Origin of the sequence: Citrobacter sp. CK198, from assembly GCF_030333295.1 — a bacterium.
GTDB lineage: Bacteria > Pseudomonadota > Gammaproteobacteria > Enterobacterales > Enterobacteriaceae > Citrobacter_B > Citrobacter_B koseri.
Map to the genome: position 1 here is coordinate 140,436 of NZ_JAOWGE010000034.1, position 21,571 is coordinate 162,006.

Genomic DNA, 21,571 nt, shown 5'->3' on the forward strand with positions numbered 1-21,571 from the left:
CTATAAGGAGAAAAGAGATGGCGCACGATGAACAACGTTGGCTGACGCCGAGACTCCAGAAAGCCGCTGAGCTATGTAATCAGCATCCCGTCGCCAGCGATTCGCCGCTGTGGCTGGGTATTGATTTAGGGACGTGCGATGTGGTGTCGATGGTTGTCGACCGCGACGTGCAGCCAGTCGCCGTTTGTCTGGACTGGGCTGACGTCGTGCGTGACGGCATCGTCTGGGACTTCTTCGGCGCCGTCACCATCGTGCGTCGCCATCTCGACACGCTCGAACGCCAGCTTGGCTGCCAGTTCACCCACGCGGCGACCTCATTTCCGCCAGGCACCGACCCGCGTATCTCCATCAATGTTCTGGAATCCGCCGGGCTGGAGGTCAGCCATGTGCTGGATGAGCCGACCGCCGTGGCGGATCTGCTGCGACTGGATAACGCGGGCGTGGTGGATATCGGCGGCGGTACGACGGGGATCGCCATTGTGAAGCAAGGCAAGGTGACTTACTCCGCTGATGAAGCGACCGGCGGACACCATATTTCCCTGACGCTGGCCGGAAACCGCCGCATCGAACTGGAAGACGCTGAGCAGTTCAAGCGCAGCAACGCCCGGGAGATTTGGCCGGTGGTAAAACCGGTGTACGAAAAGATGGCGGAGATTGTTGCCCGGCATATCGAAGGGCAAGGTATAGCCGATCTGTGGCTGGCGGGCGGCTCCTGTATGCAACCGGGCGTGGATGAACTATTCCGTAAACGCTTCCCGGAACTGCGGGTGCATTTACCTGAACACAGCCTGTTTATGACGCCGCTGGCGATTGCCAACAGCGGAAAAGAAAAAGCGGAGGGGATCTATGCAAAGTGAATTGCAGACCGCGCTCTTTCAGGCATTCGATACCCTGAATCTGCAACGGATAAAAACGTTCAGCGTTCCGCCCGTCACGCTGTGCGGCCTGGGGGCGCTCAGCGCCTGCGGGCAGGAAGCGCAAACGCGCGGGCTGACGCATCTGTTTGTCATGGTTGACAGTTTTCTGCATCAGGCAGGGATGACCGCCGGGCTTGAACGGAGTCTGGCGATGAAAGGCGTGGCGATGAGCATCTGGCCCTGCCCGGTGGGAGAACCTTCGATCACTGACGTTTGCGCGGCGGTCGCGCAGCTGCGCGAATCAAAATGTGACGGCGTGGTGGCGTTTGGCGGCGGCTCGGTGCTGGATGCGGCAAAAGCCGTAGCGCTGCTCTTTACCAACCCGGGGCAGACGCTGGCGGATATGACGGCGCAGAGCGTACTGCGCCCGCGTCTGCCGCTGATTGCCGTGCCGACGACGGCGGGGACGGGGTCGGAAACCACCAACGTGACGGTGATTATTGATGCGGTAAGCGGGCGCAAGCAAGTTCTGGCGCATGCCTCGCTGATGCCGGACGTCGCCATTCTGGATGCGGCGCTGACGGAAGGGGTGCCTTCTCACGTAACGGCGATGACCGGGATTGACGCGCTGACCCATGCGGTTGAGGCGTATAGCGCTCTGAATGCCACGCCGTTTACCGACAGCCTGGCGATTGGCGCTATTGCGATGATCGGCAAGTCGCTGCCGAAAGCGGTGGGGAACGGGCACGACATGGCGGCGCGGGAAAACATGCTGCTGGCGTCCTGCATGGCGGGGATGGCCTTTTCCAGCGCGGGGCTGGGGCTGTGTCATGCGATGGCGCACCAGCCGGGCGCGACGCTGCATATTCCGCATGGCCAGGCGAACAGTATGTTGCTGCCGACGGTGATGGGATTTAACCGCATGGTGTGTCGCGAACGGTTCAGCCATATCGGCCGGGCGTTACTCAACAAGAAAGCGGACGATCGCGACGCGATCGGCGCAGTTAGCGAACTGATTATTGAAACCGGGCTGACAAAACGCCTCGCCGATGTTGGCGCGACGTCCGCGCATTACAGCGCGTGGGCGCAAGGCGCGCTGGAAGATATTTGTATTCGCAGTAACCCACGAACCGCCACGCAGGAACAGATTATCGACCTGTACGCGGCGGCACAATAAAGCATACCAGGATGTAGGCCGGATAAGGCGTTCGCGCCGCCATCCGGCAAAAACGCGGCACTATTGCCTGATGGCGCTGCGCTTATCAGGCCTACGAAACACCTGGCAAATGGAGATAGGGCTATGGGAATTAACGAAATCATCATGTACATCATGATGTTCTTTATGCTGATTGCCGCCGTGGACAGGATCCTGTCGCAGTTTGGCGGTTCGGCGCGTTTTCTCGGTAAATTCGGTAAGAGCATCGAGGGGTCGGGCGGTCAGTTTGAAGAAGGTTTTATGGCGATGGGCGCGCTGGGGCTGGCGATGGTCGGTATGACCGCCCTGGCGCCGGTGCTGGCGAAGCTGCTCGGGCCGGTGATTATCCCGCTGTATGAAATGCTCGGCGCGAACCCGTCGATGTTCGCCGGAACGCTGCTGGCCTGCGATATGGGCGGCTTCTTCCTCGCCAAAGAACTGGCGGGCGGCGATGTGGCGGCATGGCTGTACTCCGGCCTGATCCTGGGGGCGATGATGGGGCCGACGATCGTCTTCTCCATTCCGGTGGCGCTCGGCATTATCGAGCCGTCTGACCGCCGCTACCTGGCGCTGGGCGTGCTGGCGGGGATTGTTACCATTCCCATTGGTTGTATCGCCGGTGGTTTAGTGGCGATGTACTCCGGCGTGGAGATCAACGGGCAACCGGTGGAGTTCACCTTCGCGTTGATCCTGATGAACATGATCCCGGTGATCATCGTTGCGGTGCTGGTTGCGCTGGGACTGAAATTTATCCCGGAGAAAATGATCAGCGGTTTCCAGATCTTCGCTAAATTCCTGGTGGCGTTGATCACTATTGGCCTGGCGGCTGCGGTGATTAAATTCCTGCTGGGATGGGAGCTGATCCCAGGTCTTGACCCGATCTTCATGTCCCCTGGCGACCAGCCTGGCGAAGTGATGCGCGCCATTGAAGTGATCGGCTCCATCTCCTGCGTTCTGCTCGGCGCCTATCCGATGGTGCTTCTGCTGACCCGCTGGTTTGAAAAACCGCTGATGCGCGTTGGCGGCCTGTTAAAAATCAACAATATGGCGGCAGGCGGCATGGTCGCGACGCTGGCGAACAATATTCCGATGTTCGGCATGATGAAACAGATGGATACCCGCGGCAAAGTGATCAACTGCGCCTTTGCGGTCTCCGCTGCCTTTGCGCTGGGCGACCACTTAGGCTTTGCGGCCGCCAACATGAACGCGATGATCTTCCCGATGATTGTCGGCAAGCTGATCGGCGGCGTGACGGCGATTGGCGTGGCGATGATGCTGGTGCCCAAAGATGAAGATGTTCCGGCAGAAACGGAAGTGGAGGCGCAGTCGTGAACACTCGCCAGCTACTGAGCGTCGGTATCGATATCGGCACCACCACCACTCAGGTGATCTTCTCACGCCTTGAGCTGGTTAACCGTGCGGCAGTGTCGCAGGTGCCGCGCTATGAATTTATCAAACGCGAAATTAGCTGGCAAAGCCCGGTCTTTTTTACCCCTGTGGATAAGCAGGGCGGATTGAAAGAGGCCGAACTTAAGGCGCTGATTCTGGCTCAGTACCAGGCGGCGGGGATTGCGCCGGAGACGGTGGATTCCGGGGCGATCATCATTACCGGCGAAAGCGCGAAAACCCGCAATGCGCGTCCGGCAGTGATGGCGCTGTCGCAGTCTCTCGGCGATTTTGTCGTCGCCAGCGCCGGGCCGCATCTGGAATCGGTGATTGCCGGGCACGGCGCGGGGGCGCAGACCCTGTCTGAACAGCGTTTGTGTCGCGTGCTCAACATCGACATCGGCGGCGGCACTTCGAACTATGTTCTGTTTGACGCCGGAAAAGTGAGCGGCTCCGCCTGTCTGAACGTGGGCGGCAGATTGCTGGAAACGGACGGTCAGGGGCGGGTGGTGCATGCGCATAAACCGGGGCAGATGATCGTTGAGGCGGTGTTCGGCGCGGGCACTGACGCCCGCTCGCTCAATGCCACACAGCTGGCGCAGGTCGTGCGGCGGATGGCGGATTTGATTGTCGAAATCATTGACGGCGAGCCTTCGCCGCTGGCGCAGGCGCTGATGCAAACCGGATTACTGCCCGCAGGGGTGAAACCGGAAGTGATCACCCTTTCCGGTGGCGTCGGGGAGTGCTACCGCAATCAGCCTGCCGATCCGTTCTGCTTTTCTGATGTCGGCCCGCTGCTGGCGACGGCGCTGCATGAGCACCCGCGCCTGCGTGAGATGAACGTGCAGTTCCCGACGCAAACCGTGCGCGCCACGGTGATTGGCGCGGGGGCGCACACGCTGTCGCTGTCCGGCAGCACCATCTGGCTGGAGGGGGTTGCGCTGCCGCTGCGCAACCTGCCGGTGGCGATTCCACAAGATGAAAACGAACTGGTGGCCGCCTGGGAACAGGCGCTGACTCAGCTCGATCTCGACCCTGGCACTGACGCATACGTGCTGGCGCTTCCCGCCCGGCTTCCGGTGCGCTACGCGGCATTACTCACGGTCATCGACGCGCTGCTGGCGTTTACCGCGCGTTTTCCCAATCCGCATCCCCTGCTGGTGGTGGCCGAGCAGGACTTTGGCAAAGCCCTGGGCATGTTATTGCGCCCACAGTTACAGCAACACCCGCTGGCGGTCATTGACGAAGTGAGCGTCCGGGCGGGGGACTATATCGACATTGGTACGCCTCTTTTTGGCGGATCGGTTGTGCCGGTGACGGTGAAATCACTCGCATTTCCTTCCTGAGGGAACGACTTATGAAACTAAAGACCACATTGTTCGGCAATGTTTATCAGTTTAAGGATGTAAAAGAGGTGCTGGCAAAAGCCAACGAACTGCGTTCGGGGGATGTGCTGGCAGGTGTTGCGGCTGAAAGCTCACAGGAGCGCGTTGCCGCGAAACAAGTGTTGTCGGAAATGTCGGTGGCGGATATTCGCAACAACCCGGTGATTTCCTATGAAGAGGACTGCGTGACGCGTCTGATTCAGGACGACGTCAATGAAACGGCCTATAACCGCATTAAAAACTGGAGCATCAGTGAGCTGCGTGAATATGTGCTGAGTGATGAAACTTCCGTGGATGACATTGCGTTTACGCGTAAAGGGCTGACTTCGGAAGTGGTGGCGGCGGTCGCGAAGATCTGCTCCAACGCCGACCTGATCTACGGTGGTAAGAAGATGCCGGTGATCAAAAAGGCCAATACCACCATCGGTATTCCGGGCACCTTTAGCTGCCGTTTGCAGCCGAACGATACCCGTGACGATGTACAGAGTATCGCCGCGCAAATCTATGAAGGGCTCTCTTTCGGGGCAGGCGATGCGGTGATTGGCGTTAACCCGGTAACGGACGACGTGGAAAACTTAAGTCGCGTGCTGGATACCGTGTACGGGGTGATCGACAAGTTCAATATTCCGACGCAGGGCTGCGTGCTGGCGCACGTCACCACTCAGATTGAAGCCATTCGTCGCGGCGCGCCGGGCGGGCTGATTTTCCAGAGTATTTGCGGCAGTGAAAAAGGATTAAAAGAGTTCGGTGTGGAGCTGGCGATGCTGGATGAAGCGCGTGCGGTCGGCGCGGAGTTCAACCGTATCGCCGGGGAAAACTGCCTGTACTTTGAAACCGGGCAGGGTTCTGCGCTTTCGGCTGGGGCCAACTTCGGCGCCGACCAGGTGACGATGGAAGCGCGTAACTACGGCCTGGCGCGGCACTACGATCCGTTCCTGGTGAATACGGTGGTCGGTTTTATCGGGCCGGAGTATCTCTACAATGACCGGCAGATTATTCGCGCCGGTCTGGAAGATCACTTTATGGGTAAGCTGAGCGGCATCTCAATGGGCTGCGACTGCTGCTACACCAACCACGCCGACGCCGATCAGAACCTCAACGAAAACCTGATGATTCTGCTCGCTACCGCAGGCTGTAACTACATTATGGGCATGCCGCTCGGCGACGACATCATGCTCAACTACCAGACCACCGCATTCCACGATACCGCAACGGTACGTCAGTTACTCAACCTGCGTCCGTCGCCGGAGTTTGAGCGCTGGCTGGAAACGATGGGCATTATGGAAAACGGTCGCCTGACCAAGCGGGCGGGCGATCCGTCACTGTTCTTCTGATGACGCGGGGATGACATACGATGGATCAAAAACAGATTGAAGAAATTGTACGCAGTGTAATGGCGTCAATGGGCGAGTCGCAGCCGCAGGCCCCCGCAGAATCCGCGCCAGCCTGTAGCGCTAAACAATGTGCCGCACCTTCAGCGCCTTCAGCGGCGGAAAGCTGCGCGCTGGATTTAGGATCGGCTGAGGCGAAAGCCTGGGTAGGCGTGGAGAATCCGCATCGCGCAGATGTGTTGGCCGAACTGCGCCGCAGCACCGCTGCGCGCGTGTGTACCGGTCGCGCTGGCCCACGTCCACGCACCCTGGCGCTGTTGCGCTTCCTGGCGGATCACTCTCGTTCGAAAGATACCGTCCTGAAAGAGGTGCCGGAAGAGTGGGTGAAAGCACAGGGGCTGCTGGAAGTTCGTTCGGAAATCAGCGACAAAAACCTCTACCTGACCCGCCCGGATATGGGGCGTCGTCTGAGTCAGGAGGCCATTGACGCGCTAAAAGCGCAGTGTGTCGCCAGCCCGGATGTCCAGGTGGTGATTTCCGATGGTTTATCGACGGATGCGATTACTGCCAACTACGAAGAGATCCTGCCGCCGCTGCTCTCTGGCCTGAAACAGGCGGGGCTGAAAGTCGGGACGCCGTTCTTTGTACGCTATGGCCGCGTGAAGATTGAAGATCAGATCGGCGAAATTCTTGGCGCGAAAGTGGTGATTCTGCTGGTGGGTGAGCGTCCTGGCTTAGGTCAGTCGGAAAGCCTCTCCTGCTATGCGGTTTACTCACCACGGGTGGCAACCACCGTTGAAGCGGATCGTACCTGTATTTCGAATATTCACCAGGGCGGCACGCCGCCGGTTGAAGCCGCAGCGGTAATTGTGGATTTGGCGAAACGTATGCTGGAGCAGAAAGCATCCGGCATCAATATGACCCGTTAAGGAGGCAACATGCCAGCATTAGATTTGATTCGACCGTCGGTCACCGCAATGCGCGTGATTGCCTCGGTGAATGACGGTTTCGCGCGTGAGCTTAAATTACCGTCACATATACGTAGCCTCGGTCTCATCACGGCAGACTCTGATGACGTAACGTATATTGCGGCAGACGAAGCGACAAAACAGGCGATGGTGGAAGTGGTGTATGGCCGTTCACTGTATGCCGGAGCGGCCCACGGGCCGTCGCCGACGGCCGGTGAAGTCTTGATTATGTTGGGCGGCCCGAACCCGGCGGAAGTGCGGGCGGGTCTGGATGCGATGGTGGCGCATATTGAAGGCGGCGCAGCGTTCCAGTGGGCCAACGATGCGGAAGATACAGCATTCCTGGCGCATGTGGTTTCGCGTACCGGGTCTTATCTCTCATCAACCTCAGGCATCGCGCTGGGCGATCCTATCGCCTATCTGGTGGCGCCGCCGCTGGAAGCGACGTTTGGCATTGATGCGGCGATGAAATCCGCCGATGTCCAACTGGTGACCTACGTGCCGCCGCCGTCAGAAACCAACTACTCTGCGGCGTTTTTAACGGGGAGCCAGGCCGCCTGTAAAGCCGCCTGCAACGCCTTTACCGATGCCGTTCTGGATATTGCCCGTAATCCCGTCCAGCGCGCGTAAGAGAGGTAGCGATGATCAATGCACTGGGATTACTGGAAGTGGATGGCATGGTTGCCTCCGTTGATGCGGCGGACGCCATGCTGAAAGCCGCCAATGTGCGATTGCTCAGCCACGAAGTGCTCGATCCCGGCCGGTTGACGCTGGTGGTGGAGGGCGATCTGGCGGCGTGTCGCGCGGCGCTGGATGCCGGAAGCGCCGCAGCACAACGCACGGGCCGTGTTATCAGCCGCAAAGAAATTGGGCGGCCGGAAGACGACACCCAGTGGCTGATCGGCGGCTTTAAGCGCCAGCCAACGAAAGTCGGAAAGACGCCAGATGCGCCTGTTACCTCTGAATCCTCAGAAGCGCTGTTGACGTTATTAGCATCAGTACGTCAGGGAATGACGGCAGGGGAGGTGGCCGCGCATTTTGGCTGGTCACTGGAGCGCGCCAGAAATGCGCTGGAGCAACTCTTTTCTGACGGGGCGTTGCGTAAACGCAGTAGTCGCTATCGTCTGAAGAAAGTATAACCTGTCGGAGGTGCCGGGGACGTTGCGCCCCGGCTTTGAAGATCATGAAAAAGACTCGTACAGCAAACTTGCACCATCTTTATCATGAAGCGTTACCCGAAGACGTTAAACTTACGCCTCTGGTTGAGGTGGATAATGTTCACCAGCGGCTGACAACGGACGTCTATGAACACGCCCTGACGATAACCGCCTGGCAGCAGATTTACGATCAGCTGCATCCCGGTAAATTTCATGGGGAATTCACGGAAATCCTGCTGGATGAAATTCAGGTGTTCCGTGAGTACACCGGTCTGGCGCTGCGTCAGTCTTGCCTGGTCTGGCCGAACTCCTTCTGGTTCGGTATTCCGGCAACGCGCGGCGAGCAAGGTTTTATCGGCACGCAGTGCATTGGCAGCGCGGAGATCGCCACCCGTCCTGGCGGGACGGAGTTTGAGCTGAGCACGCCGGATGATTACACCATCCTTGGCGTGGTTATCTCGGAGGAGGTGCTTACCCGGCAGGCCAATTTCCTGCATCACCCGGAAAGGGTGTTGCATATGCTGCGTAACCAGTCTGCGCTGGAGGTGAAAGAGCAGCATAAAGCGGCGCTGTGGGGCTTTGTCCAGCAGGCGCTGGCGACGTTCAGCGAGAACCCGGAAAACCTGCATCAGCATGCGGTGCGTAAAGTGCTGGGGGATAACCTGCTGCTGGCGATGGGGACGATGCTGGAAGAAGCGCAGCCGATTATAACGGCAGAAAGCGTCAGCCATCAGAGCTATCGAAAATTGCTGTCCCGCGCGCGGGAATACGTGCTGGAGAATATGTCGGAGCCGCTGACGGTACTCGATCTGTGCAATCAGCTGCACGTCAGCCGCCGCACGTTGCAAAACGCGTTTCACGCGATTCTGGGGATTGGCCCGAACGCGTGGCTGAAGCGGATTCGATTAAACGCGGTGCGGCGGGAGCTGATCAGCCCGTGGTCGCAAAGTTCGACGGTCAAAGAGGCGGCAATGCAGTGGGGGTTCTGGCATCTGGGGCAGTTCGCGACCGATTACCAGCAGCTGTTTGCCGAAAAACCGTCGCTGACGCTGCATCAGCGTATGCGCCAGTGGATGTGATGACATTATTGTGCCGGATGCGACGCTTTGCGTCTTATCCGGCCTACGGGCGCTACCGTTGCAGTTGTAGGCCGAATAAGGCGTTAGCTGTCATCAGGCAAAAACGCGGCCAGGTAAATTATACCCAGTCGCGGACTTTGATAAATTCGCTCAGCGCCGCTTCCGGGCTGCCTTCTTCCGGCTGCCAGTCGTACTCCCAGCGCACCAGCGGCGGCATCGACATCAAAATGGACTCGGTGCGTCCGCCCGTTTGCAGGCCAAACAGCGTGCCGCGATCCCACACCAGATTAAACTCCACATAGCGGCCCCGGCGATAAAGCTGGAAATGACGTTCGCGCTCGCCCCAGGCCATTGCTTTACGCCGCTCGACAATTGGCAGAAAAGCATCGGTATAGCCTTTGCCTACCGCCTGCATAAAGCGAAAGCAGCTGTCGAAATTCGGCGTGTTCAGATCGTCGAAGAAAAGCCCGCCGATGCCGCGCTGCTCATCGCGATGCTTCAGGAAAAAGTAATCGTCGCACCATTTTTTATAGCGCGGATAGACGTTCTCGCCGTAGGGCTGGCATAGATCCCGCGCCGTGCGGTGCCAGTGAATGGCATCCTCTTCAAACGCGTAATAGGGCGTCAGGTCGAAACCGCCGCCAAACCACCAGACCGGCTCCGCGCCGGGCTTCTCCGCAATAAAAAAGCGAACATTGGCATGGCTGGTTGGAATGTACGGATTCAACGGATGCACCACCAGCGACACGCCCATCGCTTCAAAACTGCGCCCAGCCAGCTCCGGGCGGTGTGCCGTCGCGGAGGCGGGCATCGCGTCGCCGTGAACATGGGAGAAATTTACCCCAGCCTGCTCAAAGACACCGCCGTTACGCAGTACCCGGCTGCGCCCGCCGCCACCCGCGTCGCGCTGCCAGCTATCTTCAACAAAATCAGCGCCATCAACGGCGGCTAACTGCTGGCAAATATCATCCTGAAGGCTGAGCAGGAACTGTTTTACGCGTTGTGCATCGGGTTTCATGATTACCGTTTCTTCGAGTGTGCTTTCTGGTTATCAAACCAGTGGAAATAACTGATCACGCCATTGGCTATCGCGGTGGCGATTTTCTGCCGGAATGCGGTGGTGCCTAACAGACGCTCCTCTTCCGGGTTGGTGATAAATGAGGTTTCTACCAGTACGGAGGGAATTGACGGTGATTTTAGTACCACAAACGCCGCCTGTTCCGTATTGCGACTGTGCAGACGATGCACCGGCTTGATCTTCTTAAGAATATGCGATCCCAGCGTCAGGCTGTTTTTGATGGTGTCGGTTTGCACCAGATCGAACAATACCTGCTGCAACAGATGATCTTTATCGGTCGCTTTTTTCCCCGCGACTTCATCGGCGCGGTTTTCACGGTCGGAGAGGTATTTCGCCATGGCGCTACTGGCGCCGCGATTAGAAAGCGCAAACACCGAGGCTCCTGCGGCGCTGGGGTTGGTAAAGCCATCTGCGTGGATGGACATAAACAGATCCGCGCCGTGCTTGTGGGCGATTTCCACGCGATCGTACAGGGGAATAAAGGTGTCGCCCGTGCGTGTCAGGCGCGCATCAATCCCCTGGTTGCGCAAAATCGCGCGCACGTTTTTGGCGATCTCCAGCACGACGTGTTTTTCCTTCGAGCCGTTGCGACCAATCGCGCCGGTGTCGATACCGCCGTGGCCGGGATCGAGAACAACAATGCGTCTGGCGCCTGCTTTTTTGGCCTTCGGTTTGCTGTGACCATTACTGGTCTTTAGCGCTTCTTCTTTAGCGATGGCGTGCGACATGCCCGACAGCGTCAGAGCCGCCAGCCCGGCTTTCAGCACCTGGCGGCGCGATGTGAGAGTTTTTAAGGGTTTAAAAGTGCTCATACAGCCTGAGTTGTGAAAATTGAGTTCCAGATGTTATATCGTATCGCGTAATCCGTTACGACTGTTCGTGATGAGAATTGTTTTACTTTTCATTTCAATACGTGACAATCCGTCATTATGCCATTTTTTTCGCCGTTTCGCGTCAGATATTGGCTAAATCAGTCGTTCGCGCCATAATCGGAGTTTTAACCTTGAAAAGGGTCTCAATACCATGGAGATACGCGTTTTTCGCCAGGAAGATTTCGAAGAGGTGATCACCCTCTGGGAGCGCTGCGATTTGCTGCGTCCGTGGAACGATCCTGAAATGGATATCGAACGTAAGCTGAACCATGACGTCAGCTTGTTCCTGGTCGCTGAGGTGAATGGCGAGGTGGTCGGTACGGTCATGGGCGGCTATGACGGCCATCGGGGTTCTGCCTATTATCTTGGCGTACACCCGGAGTTTCGCGGTCGTGGCATCGCCAACGCGCTGTTGAACCGGCTGGAGAAAAAGCTCATTGCTCGCGGCTGCCCGAAAATCCAAATCATGGTGCGGGAAGACAACGACATTGTACTGGGCATGTACGAGCGCCTGGGTTATGAACATTCGGACGCGTTAAGTCTGGGCAAGCGTCTGATTGAAGATGAAGAGTACTGAGTTTCATCCTGCTGACTACGACGGTCATGGGCGCTTGCGCCTGCCTTTTCTGTTCTGGTGCGTGCTGCTGCTTCAGGCGCGTACCTGGGTGCTGTTTGTGATTGCTGGCTCCTCCCGCGAGCAGGGCGATACGCTGCTGAATCTGTTTTATCCCGATCACGATACGTTCTGGCTGGGGTTGTTGCCCGGCGTCCCGGCGGTACTGGCGTTTTTACTGAGCGGGCGGCGCGACGCTTTCCCGTTGCTGTGGCGCGGGCTGCGCGGCTTATTGATTCTGGCGCAGGGCGTTCTGCTCTGCTGGCAACCGGTGCTGTGGCTGTATGGTGAACCGGTAAACGGCATCGGGCTGGCGCTGGTGGTGGCCGATATTGTCGCGCTTATCTGGTTGCTCTCTAACCGCCGTTTACGCGCCTGCTTTGCGCCGGCAAAAGAATAACGGCACTTTTTGGCGAAACCGGACTCCAAACAACGTTGATTAATAAAGAAAGGAAGTGAGATGAAATCGCTGCGTTTGATTTTATGCGCAATGCCGCTGGTGCTGAGCGGCTGTTCAACCCTCTCGTCGGTGAACTGGTCTGCTGCGAATCCGTGGAACTGGTTTGGCTCGTCGACAGAGGTCACTGAGCAGGGCGTTGGGGCATTAACTGCCTCCACGCCGCTGGATGAAAAAGCGATTACTGACGCGCTGGATGGCGGCTATCGCCTGCGTAGCGGAATGAAAACCCAGAACGGCAACGTGGTGCGTTTTTTTGAAGCGATGAAAGAGGACAAGGTTGCGCTGGTTATCAATGGCGACCAGGGAACCATCAGCCGTATTGATGTGCTGGACAGCGATATTCCATCGCAGGCAGGCGTTGAAATCGGTACGCCGTTTAGCGACCTTTACAGCAAAGCCTTCGGTAACTGCCAGAAAGCGACGGGCGATGACAGCGCGTCGGTCGAGTGTAAAGCACAAGACAGTCAACATATTAGCTATCTGTTCTCCGGCGAGTGGAACGGCCCGGAAGGGTTAATGCCTCCTGACGACACGCTGAAGAACTGGAAAGTGAGCAAAATCATCTGGCGCCGTTAATTTGCGTCTGAACAAACCGCCTCGCTGAAAAAACGGGTACAATACGCCCATCAATGCCACGCAGCCGTGGCATTCTTATTTTTCAGGAGGAACAATGTCTCAGGTTCAAAGTGGCATTTTGCCAGAACACTGCCGCGCGGCGATTTGGATTGAAGCCAATGTAAAAGGGGATGTCGATGCCCTGCGTGCGGCCAGCAAAGCGTTTGCCGATAAACTGGCAACCTTCGAAGCGAAATTCCCTGACGCGCATCTGGGCGCGGTTGTCGCATTTGGCAACAACACCTGGCGCGCCCTGAGCGGCGGCGTTGGGGCTGAAGAGCTGAAAGATTTTATCCCTTACGGTAAAGGTCTGGCGCCAGCAACCCAGTACGATGTGCTGATCCACATTCTTTCACTGCGTCACGACGTGAACTTCTCTGTCGCGCAGGCGGCAATGGCGGCTTTTGGCGAGTGCATCGAGGTGCAGGAAGAAGTCCACGGTTTCCGTTGGGTGGAAGAACGCGATCTCAGCGGCTTCGTTGACGGGACGGAAAACCCGGCGGGAGAAGAGGTTCGCCGCGAAGTCGCGGTCATCAAAGACGGCGTGGATGCGGGCGGCAGCTACGTGTTCGTTCAGCGTTGGGAACACAACCTGACGCAGCTCAACCGCATGAGCGTTCACGACCAGGAGATGATGATTGGTCGTACTAAAGAAGCCAACGAAGAGATCGATGGCGATGACCGTCCGGTCACGTCTCACCTGACCCGCGTGGATCTGAAAGAAGACGGCAAAGGGCTGAAAATTGTGCGCCAGAGCCTGCCATACGGTACGGCCAGCGGCACCCACGGCCTTTATTTCTGCGCTTACTGCGCGCGTCTGTACAATATTGAGCAGCAGTTGCTGAGCATGTTTGGCGATACCGATGGGAAGCGTGACGCCATGCTGCGCTTCACGAAGCCAGTGACGGGCGGCTATTACTTCGCACCGTCTCTGGACAGATTGATGGCGCTGTAATTTCTTTTGCCGGATGGCGGCGTCGTTTTACCCGGCCTACAGAGACTTTTTGTAGGCCGGGCAAGCGAAGCGCCCCCGGCAGTCCTGCCTTATCGGTTACTCATGTTTTAACGCCGCGTATATCTGATCCACCACCCAACCGTATGTGGCTATCGGCATCAACCCGCTGTTAAACATATTCGGGTTCTTTTGCGGGTCGGCGACGGGCGAGTGCGGTTTGTTGCTCAGCATCACAATCGCCATCTGATTGGCCGGGTCGATAACGGTCAGCGTCCCTGTCCATCCGGTATGGCCGTATGCCTGCGCGCTGGCCAGCGTGCCGAATGTCGGCGTCATGGACGCATTGCCGTTAACGCGCCAGCCGAGACCAAACGTGGCATCCTCCGGCGAGGATTGCGTGAACATTTTCACGGTTTCCGGGCTGAACAGCGTCACGTTACCGTACCCTCCGCCATTCAGCATGGTCTGCATCAGTACCGCAATATCGCCGGTATTCGAAAACAGTCCCGCATGTCCTGAAACACCGCCCATCGAGTAGAATGCTTTTTCATCATGCACCTGGCCCCATAGGGTGGTCGTGCGGATATTGGGGAAATGAATCACGCCATCCCGGGTATTGCCGTTCAGTTCCGTCGCGGCGATCTGCTGTTGGCGGAAGCCTTTCTGTAGCGGGTTAAAGACCGTATGCGTTAAACCGAGCGGGCGATAGAGGTTCTCTTCAACATAACGATCGAGCGGCTGGCCCGTCACGGACTCCACGATAAACCCAAGCAGCATATAATCCACATCGCTGTAGATGTGTTTCGTGCCGGGGCGGTACGCCAGCGGCGTGCGTTTGATCATCTCCAGCGTGGTGGCTTTATCCTGCGAATACAACTCGCCCGCGACGGCCTGGTTCGGGTATTGCGGGTCAGCAGGGAAACCGCCGGAATGATGCAGCAAATCCGCAATGCGTAACGTGCTTTTCCCTTTAATCGCATCCCCCGGACGATCGCCAAAATCGGGAATATATTTCGAGATAAGATCGTCCGGCTGTAATTTGCCCTCTGACATCAGTTTTTGCAGGGCAAAGTTCGTGGCATACATTTTTGTATTTGATGCCAGGTCGTACAGGGTGTCAGTGGTTGCCTTGACGGGATGAGACATCAGGACGCTGCCGTCATATTTTTTAGCCTGACCCCAGGCCTTACGATAAACAATATGACTGTCTTTAATAATGAGCAGGTTAACGCTCGGATAACCGGCATCAACCTGTTGCGCTATCCAGTTATCCAGCGCGTTAAGCCGTTCAATATTAAATCCTGCTTTTTCCGGCGCGGCGTCAGTCAATACCGGAAATGGCGCGGCGCTGGCAGTGCAACTGAGCGCCAGCAGGGAAGCAAAAAGTAATGTCATTTTCATGGTATTAGTCCAGATTCACATTACGGCAGCCAAAGAGAGCGGTAAAAATAAATCCGCCAAGATACGCAATCAGCATTCCTCCGGCATATACCGCCATTGCGGGCAGAATACCTTGCGCGGACGTCATTAACGGCAGCGCCACCAGACCGGATGGGCCAAAGGCGCTGTTTAAGCCCATCGGCAGACCCGACCAGGCCACTAAGCCGATGAACAGCCCCCCGGCAGCGCCGCCGAGGCAGGCGGTGATAAACGGTTTCATTCGTGGCAGCGTAACGCCGTAAATCAGCGGTTCGCCAACACCGAGTAAGCCGGGAATAATCGCCCCGCGAACCTGGCTGCGTAACACGCTGTGTTTTTCTGCTCGCCAGTAGAGCGCCAGTGCGGCGCCGACCTGACCTGCGCCCGCCATAGAAAGAATAGGGAACAGGCTGTTGAATCCCTGGCTACTCATTAATGCCAGATAGACGGGAATGAAGCCCTGATGGACGCCAAACACCACCGAAACAAGAAACAGACCCGCCAGAACGGCGCAGCCCAGCGGGTTGCTGTTGAGGTGGATAAAGAGCCATGACATCCCTTCGAACAGCCAGCCGCCCAGCGGCATGATGATCAGGTAGGCCAGTGCGGCGGTGACCAGCAGGGTTAACATGGAGGTCAGCAGCATGTCCAGATCGTCGGGCATAAAGCGTCGGATAAAGCCCTCAATACGCGCGCTGGCCCAGGCGGCGATCAGTACGCCGATAATGTTGCCGCGCGGGTCGATCGGCAGGCCAAAGAAGTCCTCAATACCGGAGAAATAGCCCGTGGTGGCGGCAGGGTTGTATCCCAACAGGAACAGCGAGGCGATGATCGCCCCGTTAACGCCGGTGCCACCGAAAGCCTGCGCGGCGTTATAGCCAATAAGAATGACCAGAAAGGTAAACAGCCCTTTACTGAATACTTTCATAAAGTTCAGGGCGTCGGGAAGCATACCTTGCGCATCGGCCGGAACGTGCAATACCGTACCCAGCAGCGTGGCAATCCCCAGCAGCAGACCCGCAGCAATAAAACCGGGAATGAGCGGCGTAAAAATAGTGGCGAACTTCGACAGGAATTGCTGAATGCCTGAGGTTTGTTTCGCTTTTAGCTGGCTTTTGGTTTTGGCGGCGATATCTGCCGCCTGCGTGACGGCGCCGCTGTTGTCGCTCAGTAGCGCATTCATGGCATCTGCCGCCCGCTGCGCTTTACCGGGGCCAAAAATGACCTGCACCTGGTTATTCGAGAGGACCACGCCTTTCACGCCTTCGAGCGTTTTAATCGCCGGATCGACCCGATCGCTGTCATGTACCGCCAGGCGTAAACGGGTCATGCAGTTCCCGCAGGTGGCAATATTACCCGGGCCACCGACCCGGGAGATAATCGTATTCAGGAGATCATTACTGATTTCTTTTGCCATTCGCTTTATTCCTCTTCCAGTACCTGGCGAATGAAGCCGCCATGTTGCTCAAGACGCAGACTGGCTTCTGTTGCGTTGAGGTTTTTCAGTAGCATGACGATAGCGGTTTTGCAGTGACGGCCACAGGCCATCAGCGCGGCTTCAGCCTGTTGCCCGGTGCAGCCTGTCGCATTTTTCACAATATTTACCTGACGCACGTTGAGTTTTTCGTTCGTGGCGACAACATCCACCATCAGGTTGCCAAACACCTTGCCGGATTTAATCATCAGGCCGGTGGACAGCATGTTGAGAATCAGCTTCTGCGCGGTGCCCGCCTTCATACGGGAAGAACCGCTCACCACTTCGGCGCCGACAACGGGCGTGATGGCAAGCTCCGCCGCCTTTGCTACGGCGCTCCCCGGATTGCAGGAGATCCCGATCGTCCGGCAGCCGAGCGTACGGGCATATTCCAGACCGGCAATCACATACGGCGTGCGACCGCTGGCCGCAATGCCCACAACCACATCTCTTTCATTGAGTGCGAGGGCTTTCAGGTCGTTGACCCCAAGCTCGCGGTTGTCTTCCGCGCCTTCAATCGCATGCTGTATCGCGCGCTCGCCACCGGCGATCAAACCGATAACCAGGCCTGATTCCACGCCATAGGTCGGGGGGCATTCGCTGGCGTCAAGGATACCCAGGCGACCGGACGTTCCGGCGCCGGTATAAATCAGCCGCCCGCCAGCGCTGACCTGCGCATAAATGATGTCGATAGCCGCGGCGATCTCGGGCAGAACCTGCTCCACGGCGAGTGGAACCGTTTTATCTTCATCATTAATGATGCGGCACATATCGAGGGTGGAAGCCCGGTCAATCTCAAAAGAGGCGCGGTTAACACCTTCGGTAATCATATTTTCAAGTTGCATATTACTTACAGCCTTACAGGTTTAGCGCCCATTTCAGGAATGCTTTTTTCTGGGTGTCGTCAGCTTTCAGATACAGTTGCTGTAGCTGGGAGAGCTGGTCATGCGAAGTGGCGGGCGCCGCCGGGGAAGCGGAGCGCGCCGGAGAAGGTATCATCGTGCTGTCATCGTTGACGATGGCGCTCAGGTCGGTGAACACGGTGATGCTGTCACGGTCGAGAATTTTGATATCAAACGGTACGGGTTTCCCGGCCGCCGTCAGGGTGAATACCGGTTTTTGCGCCATCTGACTGGCTTCTTTTTCGTCCAGCGGTTTTCCCGCAGACAGTTGCAGATCCACATTGCCGGAAGCGTTAAACGAGATGATATACGGGTTAGACGTCACGCGGCCCCGGTTATTGTTCACCGATTCAGGATTTGCTGGACTGTCGAACTTCACCACCATTTTTTGAGCGCCGTCTGGCAGCGCCACGTCTTTACTAAAAATACTGACTTTTGCCGAACGGGCCGCCAGCACGCTGACGTTATCGCCAATAAAGAGATGCGGAGCGGCAAAAGCCTGGCTGCAAAACAACAGTGCTGCGGCGGACACAAAATATTTCTTCATTTTTACTCTCCCGGAAAAGGGGAATCAGAATTCGTAACGTAAGCCAAGGTGGAAATAGTCATCAGCCGGGTTGCTGCCGCCAAAGGAGACATCATTGCCGTTCGTCCGTTTTTTCCCTTCTTCACCATTACGCCAGGAGTAAGACGCAAATATGGAACTGCGAACGGTGAGTTTGTACTGCGCTTCAAAGGTGGTGTCGCGAAGTTTCAGCCCGTCGCCGTCCTCATTTTTCAGATGGCGATAGCCGGTACGTAACGCCCAGTCCGGGCTGACGTTCCAGACCAGCGTTGCTTCGTAATCTTTATCGGTGCTGTCCGCAGAACCGTCGAGGTAGGTGACTTTATCCTGGGCATAGAGCAGGCCGAACATGAAATCGCCCAGGTAGTAGCGGGTGCCGATGCCATAAAAGGTGTACTTATCGACATTATTATCCGACAGCGTGGATGTATCGTCATGGCTCGCTTTCTCTGTCTGACCGGCAATCACCGGCTGGAGGCGGCCAAAATCGCCCATATCGAGCGTATAGCGAAGGGCGGCATTATAACCGTAATCCAGATCGGAGGTGTTGTTGCCCAGAATATAGGCGGTAGAGAAATCAAAATTGCCGAATGTGTTCTGGTACTGAATGGTGCCGTCCTGACGGAAAACCTGTACTGCCGTCGGGTCAACAAAGTTTGCCTGGCGAGCCATTGCGACATCGGAGCTGGCGAACACATCGCCGATATCCGTGAACATGATCAGGCCGGATGACACGCGCCCGCCGGTCAGCTTGCCGTATTCGGCAAAATCAATCCCTGCCCAGACGTAACGCGCGGTGAAGTCATTCGGGTTTTCCGCGCTGATGTTGTTCGCGTACTCTGCGGCATTTACCTGATACTGCGTAAAACCAATAACGGCCAGCTTGTCATTAATCGCCTGGCGGGCGGAGAAACCGATACGCGCGTCAAAATCGCCCGAGGTGTCGCCTGATTTCTTGTCAGAGATATTGAATCCGAGACGCCCGTAGAGATCGATATTCGATCCGTCATTGGCCTGGTAGATCACGGCGGCATGGCTGGCGCTGGTTGCGAGGAGAGTAAAGATTGCCAGGGACTTCAGAGTACGTTTCATTATGATTATCCTTTTCTGTGTGTAGTTTTTTGTTGCTATGAAAGACGCAAGGAATCATATATTCCATAAAAATATTTACAATAGAATCATTGAATCGTAATACAAATATTGTGAGGGCTATCAAATTCTCACCCGCGTTGTGTTATCCTGCGAACAGTGCGTTGGAATTAATGATTCCATGATGACGGGAGCGGAAGAGCGATGTTGTATCTGGCGAAAATGCGTAATGCAGAGGGAGAGTTAACGGAAAATGAACAGAAAATTGCCAGCTTTCTTTTGGCTCATGTCAGCGAGCTAAAAACCGTTTCTTCCCGCAATCTGGCGAAGCAGCTGGAAGTCAGCCAGTCCAGTATTGTGAAATTCGCCCAGAAGCTTGGCGCGAAGGGATTCACCGAGCTCAGAATGGCGCTCATTGAGGAGTACAGCGTCAACCGGGAAAAGAAACATGACACGGCGCTGCATCTGCACAGTACGATTACCAGTGAAGACAGCCTGGAGGTGATTGCCCGTAAGCTGAACAGAGAAAAAATGTTCGCGCTGGAGGAAACCTGTAGTCTGATGGATTTCGATCGCCTGAAGCAGGTGATTAACCTGATCAGCAAGGCCCGGCTTATTCAGATTACGGGCGTCGGCGGTTCGGCGCTGGTAGGACGGGATTTATCCTTCAAGCTGATGAAAATTGGTTATCGCGTGGCCTGCGAGGTCGATACCCATGTGCAGGCAACCATTGCTCAGGCCTTGCAGGAAGGGGACGTGCAAATAGCCATTTCCTACAGCGGGTCGAAAAAGGAGATCGTGCTTTGCGCTGAAGCGGCGCGTAAGCAGGGGGCGACGGTGATTGCGATCACCTCTTTGACGGACTCTCCGCTGCGGCGGCTGGCCGATTACACGCTGGATACCGTATCCGGTGAGACCGAATGGCGCAGTTCGTCCATGTCCACCCGAACCGCGCAGAACTCGGTGACCGATCTGCTGTTTGTTGGCATGGTGCAGCTCAATGATGTTGAGTCGCTTCGTATGATTGAGCGCAGCAGCGAACTGATTAATCTTTTAGGCAGGAGCTAGGGACTTTTACGTAAGATTTACCCTAATTAGTGAGCTGTTCCGCAGCACTTATTTGTTTTTTCTGTATTTTCAATGTTAATGGAGTGTAAGGCTTCATCGTAGTTTCGCTGGAGACGAGAGTAGCGCATAAGACGCACCGCTTATGCGCTGCAACAGACTGAAAAGGAGAACATTGAAATGGGTAAACTCACGGGCAAAACGGCATTGATTACCGGCGCGTCACAGGGCATTGGCGAGGGGATCGCCAGAGTGTTTGCTCGCCACGGCGCGAATTTAATTTTGCTGGATATCTCCGATGAGGCGGAAAAACTGGCGGATGAGCTGGGCGGACGCGGTCATCGTTGTACCGCCATCAAAGCGGATGTCAGGGATTTTGCATCGGTCGCGGCGGCAGTGGCGCGCGCGAAAAAGATAGAAGGTAAAATTGATATTCTGGTCAACAATGCGGGTGTTTGCCGGTTGGGCAACTTCCTCGACATGAGCGAAGAAGATCGCGATTTCCATATCGATATTAATATCAAAGGCGTCTGGAACGTCACAAAAGCCGTTCTGCCGGAAATGGTTGAACGCAAAGATGGGCGTATCGTCATGATGTCCTCCGTGACCGGGGATATGGTGGCCGATCCAGGCGAAACGGCTTATGCCCTGTCTAAAGCGGCGATTATCGGACTCACCAAGTCCCTGGCCGTGGAGTATGCGCAGTCCGGCGTTCGTGTGAACGCAATCTGTCCGGGTTATGTCCGCACGCCGATGGCGGAAAATATCGCCCGTCAGTCTAATCCTGACGATCCTGAATCGGTACTCACCGAAATGGCGAAAGCGATCCCGATGCGCCGTCTGGCCTGTCCGCTCGAAGTGGGTGAACTGGCGGCCTTCCTGGCGTCGGATGAGTCCAGCTATTTGACCGGGACGCAAAACGTGATTGATGGCGGCAGCACGCTGCCTGAAAGCGTGAGCGTGGGCGTCTGATTGACGCCGCTTTCCTCCTCACCGCATGTGGGGAGGGATTCTCTTATTCCCTTTTCGACTTTCAAATCATCAAACGGTATATAAAACCGTTACTCCTTTCGTACCCGTTATAAATATTATGACCATAAGAAAGT

Annotated in this window: 22 protein-coding genes; 15 read left to right on the forward strand and 7 right to left on the reverse strand. The window is 56.5% G+C overall.

Annotated elements, in window-relative coordinates:
• Nucleotides 1-17: 17 nt before the first annotated feature.
• The 9 genes from eutJ (at nucleotide 18) to eutR (ending at nucleotide 9,358) form a co-directional block, all read left to right on the forward strand.
• Nucleotides 18-857 (forward strand): ethanolamine utilization protein EutJ, encoded by an 840-nt coding sequence (gene eutJ, locus OGY62_RS15765; protein ID WP_049010551.1) that lies wholly within the window; start codon nucleotides 18-20, stop codon nucleotides 855-857.
• Nucleotides 847-2,034 carry an ethanolamine utilization ethanol dehydrogenase EutG gene (gene eutG, locus OGY62_RS15770; RefSeq protein ID WP_012131334.1) on the forward strand — a complete coding sequence of 396 codons (1,188 nt, stop codon included), beginning with the start codon at nucleotides 847-849 and terminating at the stop codon, nucleotides 2,032-2,034. Before eutJ ends, eutG begins: the two co-directional genes overlap by 11 nt.
• A gap of 123 nt (nucleotides 2,035-2,157) precedes the next feature.
• Nucleotides 2,158-3,384 (forward strand): ethanolamine utilization protein EutH, encoded by a 1,227-nt coding sequence (gene eutH / locus OGY62_RS15775; protein ID WP_047462122.1) that lies wholly within the window; start codon nucleotides 2,158-2,160, stop codon nucleotides 3,382-3,384.
• The gene (gene eutA / locus OGY62_RS15780) at nucleotides 3,381-4,784 is read left to right on the forward strand and encodes an ethanolamine ammonia-lyase reactivating factor EutA (protein WP_012131336.1); all 1,404 of its coding nucleotides are present in this window, start codon (nucleotides 3,381-3,383) and stop codon (nucleotides 4,782-4,784) included. The genes eutH and eutA overlap by 4 nt, the downstream gene beginning before the upstream one ends.
• Before the next feature lie 11 nt (nucleotides 4,785-4,795).
• Entirely contained in the window at nucleotides 4,796-6,157 is a 1,362-nt protein-coding gene (eutB, locus tag OGY62_RS15785) for an ethanolamine ammonia-lyase subunit alpha (RefSeq protein WP_012131337.1), read from the forward strand.
• Between the two features lie 20 nt (nucleotides 6,158-6,177).
• Complete coding sequence (gene eutC, locus OGY62_RS15790) at nucleotides 6,178-7,083, forward strand: ethanolamine ammonia-lyase subunit EutC (protein WP_012131338.1); 906 nt, start codon at nucleotides 6,178-6,180, stop codon at nucleotides 7,081-7,083.
• A 9-nt stretch (nucleotides 7,084-7,092) separates the two neighbouring features.
• Nucleotides 7,093-7,752 carry an ethanolamine utilization microcompartment protein EutL gene (eutL, locus tag OGY62_RS15795; protein ID WP_047462132.1) on the forward strand — a complete coding sequence of 220 codons (660 nt, stop codon included), beginning with the start codon at nucleotides 7,093-7,095 and terminating at the stop codon, nucleotides 7,750-7,752.
• Nucleotides 7,753-7,763: 11 nt separating this feature from the next.
• A complete protein-coding gene (gene eutK, locus OGY62_RS15800; protein WP_286460273.1) occupies nucleotides 7,764-8,261 on the forward strand; it encodes an ethanolamine utilization microcompartment protein EutK in 498 nt (165 codons plus the stop codon).
• A 44-nt stretch (nucleotides 8,262-8,305) separates the two neighbouring features.
• A complete protein-coding gene (gene eutR, locus OGY62_RS15805; RefSeq protein WP_012131341.1) occupies nucleotides 8,306-9,358 on the forward strand; it encodes an HTH-type transcriptional regulator EutR in 1,053 nt (350 codons plus the stop codon).
• A 118-nt stretch (nucleotides 9,359-9,476) separates the two neighbouring features.
• Here eutR and hemF read toward each other — a convergent pair whose 3' ends face one another.
• Together hemF and amiA are read right to left on the reverse strand one after the other, a co-directional pair.
• Nucleotides 9,477-10,376, reverse strand: coding sequence for an oxygen-dependent coproporphyrinogen oxidase (gene hemF, locus OGY62_RS15810; RefSeq protein WP_110493969.1), 900 nt, complete (start codon nucleotides 10,374-10,376; stop codon nucleotides 9,477-9,479).
• A 2-nt stretch (nucleotides 10,377-10,378) separates the two neighbouring features.
• Nucleotides 10,379-11,248 carry an N-acetylmuramoyl-L-alanine amidase AmiA gene (gene amiA / locus OGY62_RS15815; RefSeq protein ID WP_071258031.1) on the reverse strand — a complete coding sequence of 290 codons (870 nt, stop codon included), beginning with the start codon at nucleotides 11,246-11,248 and terminating at the stop codon, nucleotides 10,379-10,381.
• Between the two features lie 211 nt (nucleotides 11,249-11,459).
• Between amiA and OGY62_RS15820 the strand changes: the two genes are divergently transcribed.
• The 4 genes from OGY62_RS15820 to yfeX all read left to right on the forward strand — a co-directional run bounded on the left by OGY62_RS15820 (nucleotide 11,460) and on the right by yfeX (nucleotide 13,951).
• On the forward strand, nucleotides 11,460-11,885 hold the full coding sequence (locus tag OGY62_RS15820) for a GNAT family acetyltransferase (RefSeq protein ID WP_012131345.1): 426 nt from the start codon (nucleotides 11,460-11,462) through the stop codon (nucleotides 11,883-11,885).
• A complete protein-coding gene (locus OGY62_RS15825; RefSeq protein WP_198448642.1) occupies nucleotides 11,872-12,321 on the forward strand; it encodes a DUF2919 domain-containing protein in 450 nt (149 codons plus the stop codon). The genes OGY62_RS15820 and OGY62_RS15825 overlap by 14 nt, the downstream gene beginning before the upstream one ends.
• A gap of 60 nt (nucleotides 12,322-12,381) precedes the next feature.
• Nucleotides 12,382-12,957, forward strand: coding sequence for an RpoE-regulated lipoprotein (locus OGY62_RS15830; RefSeq protein ID WP_058667849.1), 576 nt, complete (start codon nucleotides 12,382-12,384; stop codon nucleotides 12,955-12,957).
• Between the two features lie 94 nt (nucleotides 12,958-13,051).
• On the forward strand, nucleotides 13,052-13,951 hold the full coding sequence (yfeX, locus tag OGY62_RS15835) for a porphyrinogen peroxidase (protein WP_101744324.1): 900 nt from the start codon (nucleotides 13,052-13,054) through the stop codon (nucleotides 13,949-13,951).
• A 96-nt stretch (nucleotides 13,952-14,047) separates the two neighbouring features.
• Here the strand turns inward: yfeX and pbp4b are convergent, their stop codons facing one another.
• From pbp4b to OGY62_RS15860, 5 genes are read right to left on the reverse strand one after another with little or no spacing between them, the layout of a single operon-like run.
• On the reverse strand, nucleotides 14,048-15,352 hold the full coding sequence (gene pbp4b / locus OGY62_RS15840; protein WP_047462148.1) for a penicillin binding protein PBP4B: 1,305 nt from the start codon (nucleotides 15,350-15,352) through the stop codon (nucleotides 14,048-14,050).
• 4 nt (nucleotides 15,353-15,356) lie between these two features.
• Entirely contained in the window at nucleotides 15,357-16,787 is a 1,431-nt protein-coding gene (gene murP / locus OGY62_RS15845) for a PTS N-acetylmuramic acid transporter subunit IIBC (protein ID WP_060815889.1), read from the reverse strand.
• 5 nt (nucleotides 16,788-16,792) lie between these two features.
• Nucleotides 16,793-17,689, reverse strand: coding sequence for an N-acetylmuramic acid 6-phosphate etherase (gene murQ, locus OGY62_RS15850; RefSeq protein ID WP_071258026.1), 897 nt, complete (start codon nucleotides 17,687-17,689; stop codon nucleotides 16,793-16,795).
• A 13-nt stretch (nucleotides 17,690-17,702) separates the two neighbouring features.
• Nucleotides 17,703-18,293, reverse strand: coding sequence for a DUF2057 family protein (locus OGY62_RS15855; RefSeq protein WP_012131352.1), 591 nt, complete (start codon nucleotides 18,291-18,293; stop codon nucleotides 17,703-17,705).
• 24 nt (nucleotides 18,294-18,317) lie between these two features.
• On the reverse strand, nucleotides 18,318-19,403 hold the full coding sequence (locus tag OGY62_RS15860; RefSeq protein WP_012131354.1) for a porin: 1,086 nt from the start codon (nucleotides 19,401-19,403) through the stop codon (nucleotides 18,318-18,320).
• Between the two features lie 201 nt (nucleotides 19,404-19,604).
• Between OGY62_RS15860 and murR the strand changes: the two genes are divergently transcribed.
• Together murR and ucpA are read left to right on the forward strand one after the other, a co-directional pair.
• A complete protein-coding gene (gene murR, locus OGY62_RS15865; RefSeq protein ID WP_012131355.1) occupies nucleotides 19,605-20,468 on the forward strand; it encodes an HTH-type transcriptional regulator MurR in 864 nt (287 codons plus the stop codon).
• 177 nt (nucleotides 20,469-20,645) lie between these two features.
• A complete protein-coding gene (gene ucpA / locus OGY62_RS15870; RefSeq protein WP_012131356.1) occupies nucleotides 20,646-21,437 on the forward strand; it encodes an SDR family oxidoreductase UcpA in 792 nt (263 codons plus the stop codon).
• Nucleotides 21,438-21,571 lie beyond the last annotated feature (134 nt).